We start from the raw sequence: 11,988 nt of genomic DNA, 5'->3' as shown, positions 1-11,988 counted from the left end.
CTAACACCACAGTAGCGGAGAAAAACTGGAGAGATATCAGCGAGAAAGCCAAAGCTTTTGCTAATAATGCGTACATCCAAGAAATAAAGTAACACCTATAAATAAACTCACTGCCCGGCTTTTATTTCCGGGCATTAATTTATCCTGCGTATAAAAAATAATTTTAAGGAAAATTTTTATGAAATTTCTTCCTATTTTAATTTCACTGACTCTGTCACCCTCTATTGTTTTGGCAAACGACTGGCTGGAAGTTAATAATCTTCCTGGAAACGTAAATATTCCATCCTGGACAGAAAAAGCTTATATTAATAATTCTGTGATATCCCGAACCACATCCGACTTATACGTCAATTTCAGCGATTGGATAGCCGAACAGAATTTATATGTGACTAAACCGACTCGTGTTGTTTTGTTTGCCGATACACTAGAAATTGATGAGAACTTTAATCATCTGATCGACAATCAGAACATTCTGATCTTCGCTCGCCGTGTCATTGGCCATGGCACAGCCAACTTTGTTTTAGGCAAAGAAGGGGCTGTTGCTTCCTTTACCATCATTGCTGATCACGTTGAGCCGACCATTAATATTCTGGCATTTCGAAGCAACGACACCGTCAGCGTCGATAAACTCAATGACGCAGATACACTTGGCATTTCTGTGTTAACTGCCGGAGACACTTATCGCAGCGTGGACATTACCACCAACCTTAATGAATACCTGCTACAGCACACGGCCTCTCTGGTGGATATCGAGGGTCGCATCTTTGATGCTGCGAGCGCGGTGTTTGATACCAACCCTGTTGTGGCAGGTAAAATGATTTGCTGGGCAGAAAGAACCCTGCGCTTGTCAGATGATGCCCTGGAAAAAGATCCCCTGCTTGCTGATTTGTATTTGCAGGCGGTTGCTTTTCAGCAGTTCATTACGCTCAGCGCGCAGTCCGACCAGTACGTGCCACGGCTTGACCGGACTTTGTATAAAGACAAATACCGCGCTTATCTGGATGCTATGGCTGCATATCAAGCCCAATGGGATCTGGCTTCTGACCGCCAGACTAAAATTGAGGACAAGCTGGACGCCGCTCAACGAGCTCTGGACAATGTCACTGATGTCTTAAACGCACAACAGTCTATCATTGATCAGAGCGACAAAAACGTCAGCAAGCTTCATGAGAGCCTCAGTGCACTTGAAAAGCGCTACAATACACAAGAGCTGACGGCGCTGAGCGCACGAAGCAATTATGTTTATGGTGTTGAAGTGTGGAAAACGCAGCAGGAGCTAAACGCAGCCCTGCAGATTTTTCAGGCCATTGCCGAGCTCGGCAGCGCCATCAGCGGCGTGTTTACTGGCAACCTTGGGGCCGTTAACGACCTCACTGAGCAGCTATCCCAAACACCTGAAACATTGTCTAGGGCCAAGAATCTGGTCACAAACATCAAGAACGTCACCGGCATTATAGACAACATCAGTAAATCCATCGGTGGAATCGCCAAGCTGACCAATGAAGCCAAAGGCAGTATCAAAATTCAAAAAATCGCCGGAGCCCTGGACACGTTTAATTTTGCGCTGCCAACGATTGAAGAGAGTAACCTTGCCTGGGATCTGATGCTGGCAGAAGTGCGCAGCAACCTGCGCTTTGCCGACAGTTTGGGTATCAAAGGCGCGCGACAATATCTATTGGAACTGGAGAAGCAGGTATTATTGGGGAAAGGCATCAACACCGCCCAACTCAATCTGGCTCACGAACAGGCGAAAATGCTGGATATGCTGTTAACTCAGGAAGTATCTCAAAATCAGCAAGCTCGATTGCAACAAGCTATCACGGATTACCAACAAGAATCCGGCCAGTTTGATACCATCGAGAAAGAGCTGTCACGGATGCTGACTCACTTCAAACGCCCCATGTTCATTGCACTGGCCAATTACAAGCAAGCGTATAAGTACTGGGCATTAAAAGAAAGCAGCCTCAAACCATCACTCAACAAAAGTGCGTTGGATTATCAAAGTGATCTGGCTACGATTGAATCTGAATATCTCAACGCACTTGAGCGGTTTGACCCTGCACCACAAGACAGCCTGGCAGTCACAGATTTTATCATCGATGATAAAACGCAGTTACAGAGCCTGGCCGAACATGGTGAATTGAATGTGCAACTCGCGTTGGATAATGAAAAATTCTGTCGCTACGACCGCGTTCGCCTGTCGACTTTGCGTGTTTACCTGGAAGGCGAATCGTTGCCTTACGGTCAGGAATTCAACCTCAAGCTATCCAACTCAGGCAACTATCAGGATCGCTTCAAAGACCAGCAATTTGCGTTCAGTTCAACACCACTTAACCGTTCGTTCGATTATCGCCTGGATGACGCTCAACATAACCAGACCAGTATTATTCTCGACGGCGCGGTGGCGAATAAACTGGCGTACGCGTATTTTGAACCGACCCCATTCACGACGTGGAATGTCAAAGTGGCGGATTTCGGCCAGGCCGATACTCAATATCTGCAAAACGTAGAACGAGTTCGCTTTGAATTTCTGGGCAGCGGTATTCCCGGAGAGCGCAACTGCAATCAATAACCACTCGAGGCTTCCCATTCGGGGGAGCCTTTTCTCCTTACCTTCTGTGACCCTATTCACGCTTTATTACTGATAATTCTATTTCTAGGAAATATTCCTAGTTTTTCTAAGTCTCGCTCTCAGGTCATGCATTTCTCTCAGGCTTACACTTCTCGCCAGCGTAAACACATTTTAATTTGCCGGCCCTTTCCAGCCCGGCGACAACTTCTGAGTCTGAGGATTCCGCATGTTTAAACTACTCGAACAGGTCCGTAAACCGACCTTAGATCTGCCGGTAGAGATCCGCCGAAAAATGTGGTTCAAGCCATTTATCCAGTCTTACCTGGTGGTGTTTATCGGTTACATGACCATGTACCTGATTCGCAAAAACTTCAACGTCGCCCAAAACGACATGATCTCCACCTATGGCCTGTCGATGACAGAACTGGGTTTGATCGGTCTTGGATTCTCGATCACGTACGGGATCGGTAAAACCGTTGTCTCTTATTACGCCGATGGCAAAAACACCAAGCAGTTCCTGCCGTTTATGCTGATTTTGTCGGGCTTGGCTATGCTCGGTTTCAGTTTCAGCATGGGCGGTGGCAGCGCCAGTCTGTTTCTGATGGTGGCATTCTACGCACTAAGCGGTTTCTTCCAGAGTACCGGTGGCCCATCAAGCTATTCAACCATCACCAAATGGACGCCGCGCAACAAGCGTGGTTCGTACCTCGGGCTATGGAACATGTCGCACAACGTTGGTGGCGCGGGGGCTGCAGGTGTGGCGCTGTTTGGTGCCAACGTCCTGTTTGATGGTCATGTTATCGGTATGTTTATCTTCCCGTCGATCATTGCGCTTATCGTCGGCTTTGTCGGACTGCGTTTTGGCAGCGACTCACCTGAGGCTTATGGTCTGGGTAAGGTTGAAGAGCTGTTTGATGAGCCGGTGAGCGAGGAAGACACTACAGCCGAAGAGAAACAGATGACCAAACGTGAGATCTTTGTTGAATACGTGCTAAAAAACAAAGTGATCTGGCTATTGTGTTTCGCCAACATCTTCCTGTACATCGTTCGTATCGGTATCGATCAATGGTCTACAGTTTATGCCTATCAGGAATTGGGCTTATCTAAAGAAACCGCCATCTCCGGCTTTACCTTGTTTGAAGTTGGTGCACTGGTTGGCACACTGATGTGGGGCTACCTGTCAGATCTTGCCAATGGCCGTCGCGCCTTGGTTGCTTGTGTTTCACTGGGGCTGATCATCGTATCACTGGAATTCTACCAGCACGCCGCTAATGAGTTTATGTATCTGGCTTCTCTGTTCGTACTCGGCTTCCTGGTGTTTGGTCCACAACTTCTGATCGGTGTGGCTGCAGTTGGTTTCGTGCCGAAAAAAGCCATTAGTGTGGCGGATGGCATCAAAGGAACGTTCGCTTACCTGATTGGCGACAGCTTCGCTAAGCTGGGCCTCGGTATGATCGCTGACGGTACACCAATCTTCGGTCTAACCGGCTGGAAAGGCACGTTCGCTGCGCTGGATACATCCGCGATGATCTGTATTGTTCTGCTGGCATTCGTTGCGATTGCCGAAGAGAAAAAGATCCGCCGTGCGAAGAAGCTAGAGTTGGCTGAACATCAGGCTTAATCGCTCACCTTTCCCCAATGGCACGTCATCTGTTACTCAGTTGGCGTGCTTTTTTATTTTCTGACCCATTTTATTGATCAATTCGGTTGCGTAATCGCCATCCCGGCGCTAAGTTATGCCGCTTTCTTGTCCAGTTTGAATCTCACTTATGATTAATGTCGCGCTCGTAGATGATCACATTGTCGTCCGGTCCGGTTTTGCCCAGTTACTCGGACTGGAAACGGATATTCACATTGTGGGTGAATTCGGCTCGGTTGCGGAAGCGCGACGGGGTTTACCCGGCTCTGGCGCCAACGTCTGTATTCTTGACATCTCAATGCCAGACGAGAGCGGGCTCGCTTTGCTGCAGGAACTGCCATCCGGCATCGCTTGCGTGATGCTCAGCGTGCATGACTCACCAGCCATGGTTGAAAAAGCGTTGGAAGCTGGCGCACTGGGCTACCTGAGTAAACGTTGTAGTCCGGATGAGCTTATCCAGGCGGTGCGCACCAGCGCCAGCGGCGGCTGCTACCTGACGCCAGATATTGCCCTGAAGCTGGCAACCCCAAAAAGCCGCCCTTCACTGGCGCAATTGACCAAACGAGAGCGTCAGGTCTGCGAAATGCTGGCATCCGGCCTAGAAGTCAAAGCCGTGGCCGCAGAACTGGGGCTAAGCCATAAAACCGTCCATGTACATCGGGCGAATGCGATGGATAAGCTAGGGGTAAAAAATAATGTCTCTCTGGCGAAACTGTTTCAGGACACCTCCTTGTAATGCGCCGTTTCCTGCTCACATCCCTAAGTGGCTGGTTGCTGATCAGTTGCAGTTGGTTCTGTTTGTGGGTGATCTCATACTACTTCGTTAACGATCCAGAGCTGGCAATTCTGTTCTTCCCATTTGCGCTACGACTCGGGATTACTCTGCATACCAGTCCACGCTTTTGGGCCTGCTCCTACATTGCCGAATGGCTGCTCACCATCGCTTTGGCGATGTTGCTTGAGCAACCGCAATGGTTAACTATTCTGGGCGCCAGTCTGCTCAGCATTCCGGTGACCTGGCTGGCCAAACGCTACTATTTTGGTACTCAGTGGCGACGCTTAGTCGTCATGTCCGCAGTGATCCTGTCGACCGCGTTTATCAATGTACTGGCAGTGAGTTCGCACGTCTCATCGATCTACATGGTCTGGCTGGTCAGCATTACCGGTGGCTTAATGCTGGTTCCGAGTTGTTATCTGATCTGGAATTACCTGTTCCAGAGTACCTGGATCCCGCTCACCTCAAATCTTATCTCTCGACCGATCCAATTTCAGATCCGGCCAGTAGTGCTGTTTTCTCTGCTGTTTTCGGCCAGTATCGCATTGCAAATCGGTTTGCCTGACGAACTGCGCCGTTTTGCGCCTTTTTGCCTGGCAATTCCGATCATTCTGCTCGCGGTTCGTTATGGCTGGCAAGGTGCCCTACTCGGCACGCTGCTCAATAGTATCGCGCTGATCGCCGCGCGCAGTGGCGTATCTCAACTGGAAATCACGGATCTTCTCTTGTCCCTATCTGCCCAAACTCTGACGGGGATTTTGCTCGGTATGACGGTGCAACGCCAGCGAGACTTAAACCAGCAACTGCGTAACGAGCTATCACGCAATCAGAGCCTGTCACGGCAGCTAGTAAAGGCGGAAGAATCCGTACGTAGAGAAGTGGCGCGTGAACTGCATGACGAAATCGGTCAGAACATTACTGCGATCCGCACTCAAGCAAGTATCATCAAACGTGTTGAAACCAATCAGATGGGCGTCAATTGCGCGGATACGATTGAGTCGTTGTCATTGAATGTTTATGACACCACCAAAGGTCTGCTCACCCGTTTGCGCCCCAAAACGCTGGATGACCTCAACCTGGTCGAAGCCATAGAGCAACTGGTCCGAGAAATGGAGTTTGAGCACATAGGCACAGATGTGACCATAGAGTGGCAAGGAGAATCAGACTCCCTGAATGATGCCACCAGCGTCACCCTCTATCGGCTGTGCCAGGAAGCGCTGAATAATGCCCAGAAGTACGCTCATGCCAGTCACATTCGCATTGTGGTTTGTCTGAGCGAGCTGGTTGTCCTCGATATCAAGGACAATGGCATCGGATTTAAACCTCAGGATTCAATGAAAGGTCTTGGCTTAAGGGGTATGCAAGAACGAGTTCAGGCTCTTGGTGGCCAGTTTAGTCTTGTCAGCCATACCACAGAAAGTGCACAACCCAATGGCACACATATTCGTGTGCAAATACCAAGAATATGAGGCCAGGAATGTTCGGACTTTTACGCGCAATGCCGACCTTCACAGCGACACTGAATGAAGCTCAGACTCGTGAAAAATACCAGTACTGGCGGCTACACATCATGCTCGGAATGTACTTGGGTTATGCGGGGTTTTATCTAACGCGTAAAACGTTTAATTACGCCATGCCAGCCATGATCGCCGACTTAGGGCTGGATAAAGGTGACATCGGCATCATCGGTACTCTGTTTTATGTCACGTACGGGCTGTCTAAATTTCTCTCCGGCATCATTTCGGACCGCTCCAATCCAAGATACTTCATGGGGTTGGGGTTAATCGCCACTGGCATCATCAACATTCTGTTTGGCCTGTCGAGCTCAATTGCTGCATTTATCTGCCTGTGGGTGATGAACGCCTGGTTTCAAGGTTGGGGCTGGCCACCTTGCTCCAAATTGCTCACGACCTGGTATTCGCGTTCGGAGCGGGGATTCCGCTGGGCAATATGGAATACCGCACATAACGTTGGTGGCGCCATGATTCCGTTGCTGGTGGGATACCTCACCTTGCACTACAGTTGGCGACAAGGGTTTATCGTCCCCGGTGTGATCGGTGTATTAATTGGGCTCCTGCTCTGCTGGCGCTTGCGGGATAAGCCGACTTCCATGGGCTTGCCAACCGTAGGACAGTGGCGTAAAGACCCGCTAGAGCTGGCTCAGGAAATTGAAGGTCAGGGCCTCAAACCGGCGGAGATCCTTAAAGCTTATGTGTTTAATAACAAATACATTTGGCTGTTGGCTTTCAGTTATGTCCTGGTCTACATCGTGCGCACGGCAATCAACGATTGGGGTAATCTTTACCTGACAGAACAACACGGCTACAGCCTGATCAATGCGAATGCGGCATTGTCTCTGTTTGAAGTCGGGGGATTTATTGGCTCTTTGGTCGCGGGATGGGGATCCGACCGTCTGTTTGGAGGTAACCGTGGCCCGATGAACCTGATTTTCGCCATGGGTATTTTTCTTTCGGTCGCTGCGTTGTGGCTAATGCCACTGACCAATTTCGTATTTCAGTCCGCTGGCTTTTTTACCATCGGATTCTTCGTATTCGGCCCGCAGATGCTGATTGGCATGGCAGCGGCAGAATGCTCACACAAAGATTCGGCAGGAGCTGCTACGGGTTTTGTTGGTTTATTTGCTTATATGGGTGCGGCTCTGGCTGGTTACCCACTCGCATTGATCATGGAGTATTACCATTGGACAGGATTCTTTGTCACCATATCCGTTTGTGCTGCGGTGATCGGCTTACTGCTGTTGCCTTTTTTGCAGGCGCAATTCCCACAGGAGTCACGCCTGAGTAACAGCACGAACTTTTAGCCAAACAGCTTGCTCCAAATGCTTGGATTACGTTTATCGTGGTATTCAACTCGCAGATCGTCAACCTGACGCAGCGCTTCTTTCGCTTGCTCAAGCTCACCGGCTTGAAGATGTGCTTTAACACCATCTAACGCCACAGTTAGCTTAGTAAACCCTTCTTCATAAAGGTCTTGCTTCTCAGGTGGGTAAACACCCAGTTTGGCCTGATTTACCAACTGAGTCAGGTTCGCAACCGGCGCTTCCATCTCTTCAATATTCTGTGCTTCAGCCGCATGTTTAAACTCAACACGCATCTCTTTCATGGTCGCTTTCAGGTCAGAGCCTGATGCGTAAACACTGGTTGCAGCGACTAACGCCAGCAGCGGAATTAACTTTTTCATTGTAAAACTTTAATTGTTATTTGAAGGTGGCGAAAGTGTAACGAAACCAACCATTTCAGCACAAGCAGAACTTGAATCAAGGTGTAATTCATCATGTAAGAAGACACTGCCTTACAAAAACCATAATTAAATAATCGTTATTAGACTTGCAACGCAGATCTTCTAAGTTAGTGCAAAGTCACATTAAAGCATTCTTTTTACCTACTCTTTTGGTGAGATTTATACGTGCTTTATTGTATATCATAACTCCCTTGGCTTATTTGGGAGCGTATTATGGGTGTCACCGTTTGTGCAAATGGATTAAGCGTTGTCCATCAAGGCTCTGGAGGAGAGGCGAACGCCACTTTACCGGATGTCTGTTTAACCACCGTCGGTAAACCCGTGGTTCCTATCCCTTATGGCAACAACGCCAAATCTGCCGATCTAGCGGATGGCACAACAACGGTTTCAATGGATGGAGGAAACAGCATTGCCATTAAAGGAAGTAAGTTTTCCAAAAGCACTGGCGATGCAGGAGGCGATAAAAAAGGGGTTGCATCCGGCACTATCGAGTCCGAAGCCGAATTTATTTCCGCCTCTCCAACAGTGAGTATCGAAGGCATAGGAGTCTGCCGGCTGTCTGATCAGATGACCATGAATAAAGCCAATACGATGTGTCTTGGTGGTGTTCAGAATCCGTCCGTCTCTGTGACCGAAGATCAGGAAGGTACCTACACTCTCGACCTCGTTTGTCGATACCCTAATGGGCAACCCTATGCCAACGCACCTTTCGAACTTCGTGAATCTGGCGGTGGCCAAATTGGTTCCGGCGTGCTTAATGCGCGAGGCCTTGGTACGGTGAGCGAGTTACCATTAAAAGAATGCATACTCGTGCTCAAAGAGAGTAGCGACGCTTATAAGGCCAACTCCACGTTATCTAAAAATACGCCAACAGAAACTTACCCCGACACACATAACTTTTGCACTTATGTTGCAGGTCAAAGATCGCCCTTCTGGGAAGATAAAGTCGGCGTCTCCAATGACTGGGGTGTTTTACTGTCTCCCTCATACAGTGACGATGACTTCAAGGCCATGGTGTACGAGCAAAGCCGAATTCTCTCTCCTCACGTCGTGAGCAGAAATCACTCCAATGACTTTTCTGCCGCTTTTGTTTCCGCCCTGTTCTATATTCAGGAAGATCGAGAGTCATTAGATAAATACCAACCTTTGTTAGAACTGCTTTTTGAACAGGTTCACCCAAATGGAGATATTTTGCGTATTCTTTATCAGGCCAACCTACTTGAACCGCCGGCAGAATTACTCGCCAAATTACGTTTGCTGGGAACCGGCAACACCATTGAATATCTTCAGCAAGTACTATGGACACAGATAAGCCAACAACTCAGTGGGTACATCAATGATTTGATTGCGGCACTCGATACCCGATTAGATTTCATCCAAACACAGGCTGCCGCACGCTCACTCACCGTTGTTGAAGAGGGGGTACAAGGTTATAGAACCGGTATGAACTTGATGTCCAGCGCTCTACCAGACATTTTAACCAACATACTGTCTCGAACTAACGAGACACTTTTATCCGTTTCCGCCATGGCGTCGGGCAGTATCGTCAACACCACCGGAGAGTCGGGTTTCACCACAAATGCAGGTAAAATTCATGCCGTGGTTTATACCAAAGCCAATAATTTGAACCGCCCTCCATTTATCGTCTTTGAAGACATATTTTCAGATTAAGGTACCTCATGGACGCAGTTTTCCCGATCACGCAAAGAAATGGTGAGCCGTATCATACGCTCAGTGATTTCACCAAACTCTTCGACCAAGTAAAAAGCGGCCGTTATCTCCTCGGTCAAGGCTATGGGTGGCACAGTGGCGTTCATTTGACGTCAAAAATGGTGCCATGGGGAAAAGGGTTAAGACCGATACAAGCGATGCTGGATGGACGAATTGTCGCTTACCGAATACAGCCAGACTACCAGACAACAACATATAAAGACCAAAAACTCAGGTACAGCAACAACTTTGTATTACTGGAGCATGAAATAAGCGATCCTGACCAAAAAGACGAAGAGATCTTTAAGCTTTATTCTCTCTACATGCACTTAGCACCACCTTCCGATATTGGTGCCAACGCTTCCCTGACAACACGTTATAAGCTATTGGATGACGGGAGAAATGTCCGTACATTTAAGTTTGATTCCGAACCAAAGAAAAGTAAGCTAGAGCACAAGGTGTCAATGTCAAAGGGCACCGTATTGGAATACTTATATGCCGAAGAGAAAGCGACCAATACATATGCTATCGGCAACGAAATTTATCATATGATCAAATGTAGAGTCATTAAACTTGGTGAATCTCCATCATCTGCTGAACGAAAGATGAAAGGAAAAATAGTCTGGTTCGCTTCAGGTAAAAAAAGTAAATTCAATATATTGGAAGACCCTTCAGTGATGGTTCCTGAAGCAGTTTCCGAACCAGAATGGATGTCTGAAAGTGCAGCGAGAAAGCGTGATGGCAGTGTGGTTGCTCTGCCTCTACCCATGCCACCAGTGGATATGGACGCAGGCCATATTAAAGTAAAAGCCGGAGATGAACTGGGCTACATGGGACTACACGAATACAGCAATGACGTGGCGGCAACCAAAAAAGAAGATAATCGTATTCATATTGAGTTGTTTTCCGTAGCCAAACCTCCTGCATTTTTCTTAAAAATGATTTCCCCTAAAAACGCTGACAAAAGTCCACTCATTACTATTGACGGCAGCGGGAGTGATGGTGCTCTTAAACTCTCCAATCCCTTCTTTAAAAAACTGCTTGAGGAGATGGGTAAAGAAGATCAAACAGATTTCTCAAATTTTCAACCCAGAGATGCAAAAATCTACTTAGAAAACAAGCGAAAGCATTTCGAGAAAGTAATTGTTAAACATCCATCAGACTGGTACACAGACATCTCTCATAACATGTACGCCCAAATTCATGAGATCGCCTTAAGTGTCATGGACGAAAAATACGCATCGAGCTTTGTTTCACATAAAGAGTATCAAATATCACCTTGGCGTCGGGAGTTTATCCAGCATCACGATATATTTTCTCAACATGAAAAACTAAGAGCAGATAAGTTTTCCTGGCTTCAGGATGTGCAAAATCATATCCACCTGCCAGACGATATGAATTTGTGGCATTATTGGCCTTTTTCTATAAAGAAAGGTCAGTCTTGTTTTTGTAATAGAAATATATCAATTGAAGAGTTAAAAAATATTGTTTCTCAACTAAGGGAGACTGAGAGCCTAAATCAACATGATTTATTTAACGACAGAAGATCCATATTATCTGAAAGCGATAGGAACTACGAAAGCTTCGCTTTTTCGTTGAACAAATGTTTTCATAAATATGAAATAAACACATGTATAAGAAAGTTACACTTTATTGCACAAACATACCACGAAACAGATAGATTCCGTTCAACAGTAGAATATAGTGGTAACATAAAGAGTTACTCTCCCTATTATGGTCGTGGACTAATGCATTTAACATATGAAAAGTCAGGGTATATGAACTATGAGGCATTTTCGGGGAAAAAAATCATGGATAACATAGACAAAGTCGGCCAGAAATTAGAAATGGCTGTTGATTCGGCCGGGTGGTTCTGGAGTGAAGGTAAAGTTTTAAGCAATAGTTCATATTGGAGTCCAATATCAAGTTCTTATATTGTAGGGAAATATAGTAAAAAAATTAAAATCAGAAAAATAAAAATAAAAAGAACCCTTAAAAATGGAACAGCGTTTAATTATGGAACCTTTAGTT

General features: G+C 47.0%; 8 protein-coding genes. 7 read left to right on the top strand and 1 reads right to left on the bottom strand.

Going from position 1 to position 11,988, the window contains the following annotated elements; translation table 11 throughout:
• Nucleotides 1-178: 178 nt before the first annotated feature.
• From CAG64_RS01835 to CAG64_RS01815, 5 genes are all read left to right on the top strand, one after another.
• Nucleotides 179-2,572 carry a hypothetical protein gene (locus CAG64_RS01835; protein WP_161457457.1) on the top strand — a complete coding sequence of 798 codons (2,394 nt, stop codon included), beginning with the start codon at nt 179-181 and terminating at the stop codon, nt 2,570-2,572.
• A gap of 226 nt (nt 2,573-2,798) precedes the next feature.
• Nucleotides 2,799-4,193, top strand: a complete 1,395-nt coding sequence (uhpT, locus tag CAG64_RS01830; protein WP_161457456.1) for a hexose-6-phosphate:phosphate antiporter — start codon at nt 2,799-2,801, stop codon at nt 4,191-4,193.
• 148 nt (nt 4,194-4,341) lie between these two features.
• Complete coding sequence (uhpA, locus tag CAG64_RS01825) at nt 4,342-4,947, top strand: transcriptional regulator UhpA (protein WP_021706479.1); 606 nt, start codon at nt 4,342-4,344, stop codon at nt 4,945-4,947.
• Nucleotides 4,947-6,455, top strand: a complete 1,509-nt coding sequence (gene uhpB, locus CAG64_RS01820; RefSeq protein WP_161457455.1) for a signal transduction histidine-protein kinase/phosphatase UhpB — start codon at nt 4,947-4,949, stop codon at nt 6,453-6,455. Before uhpA ends, uhpB begins: the two co-directional genes overlap by 1 nt.
• An 8-nt stretch (nt 6,456-6,463) precedes the next feature.
• A complete protein-coding gene (locus CAG64_RS01815) occupies nt 6,464-7,807 on the top strand; it encodes an MFS transporter (protein ID WP_161457454.1) in 1,344 nt (447 codons plus the stop codon).
• On the opposite strand, the gene CAG64_RS01810 is transcribed toward CAG64_RS01815, so the two are convergent.
• Entirely contained in the window at nt 7,804-8,187 is a 384-nt protein-coding gene (locus CAG64_RS01810; RefSeq protein WP_161457453.1) for a cytochrome b562, read from the bottom strand. The two genes, CAG64_RS01815 and CAG64_RS01810, sit on opposite strands and share 4 nt — an antisense overlap.
• A 273-nt stretch (nt 8,188-8,460) precedes the next feature.
• Here CAG64_RS01810 and CAG64_RS01805 point away from each other — a divergent pair, with 273 nt between their 5' ends.
• Together CAG64_RS01805 and CAG64_RS01800 are read left to right on the top strand one after the other, a co-directional pair.
• The gene (locus tag CAG64_RS01805) at nt 8,461-9,918 is read left to right on the top strand and encodes a DUF4150 domain-containing protein (protein ID WP_161457440.1); all 1,458 of its coding nucleotides are present in this window, start codon (nt 8,461-8,463) and stop codon (nt 9,916-9,918) included.
• Between the two features lie 8 nt (nt 9,919-9,926).
• A partial coding sequence (locus CAG64_RS01800; protein WP_161489262.1) for a hypothetical protein occupies nt 9,927-11,988 on the top strand: 2,062 nt, incomplete at its 3' end.

Source organism: Vibrio sp. V38_P2S17PM301, assembly GCF_009904845.1.
Taxonomy (GTDB): domain Bacteria; phylum Pseudomonadota; class Gammaproteobacteria; order Enterobacterales; family Vibrionaceae; genus Vibrio; species Vibrio proteolyticus.
Note: the sequence above shows the minus strand (reverse complement) of the source record. Positions and strands in the feature narration are given on the sequence as shown.

Bases quoted from the DNA above. Each gene is read 5' to 3' on its own strand.
- uhpA (WP_021706479.1), top strand. From the start codon at position 4,342: ATGATTAATGTCGCGCTCGTAGATGATCACATTGTCGTCCGGTCCGGT.
- uhpB (WP_161457455.1), top strand. From the start codon at position 4,947: ATGCGCCGTTTCCTGCTCACATCCCTAAGTGGCTGGTTGCTGATCAGT.
- CAG64_RS01810 (WP_161457453.1), bottom strand. From the start codon at position 8,187: ATGAAAAAGTTAATTCCGCTGCTGGCGTTAGTCGCTGCAACCAGTGTT.
- uhpT (WP_161457456.1), top strand. From the start codon at position 2,799: ATGTTTAAACTACTCGAACAGGTCCGTAAACCGACCTTAGATCTGCCG.
- CAG64_RS01835 (WP_161457457.1), top strand. From the start codon at position 179: ATGAAATTTCTTCCTATTTTAATTTCACTGACTCTGTCACCCTCTATT.
- CAG64_RS01805 (WP_161457440.1), top strand. From the start codon at position 8,461: ATGGGTGTCACCGTTTGTGCAAATGGATTAAGCGTTGTCCATCAAGGC.
- CAG64_RS01815 (WP_161457454.1), top strand. From the start codon at position 6,464: ATGTTCGGACTTTTACGCGCAATGCCGACCTTCACAGCGACACTGAAT.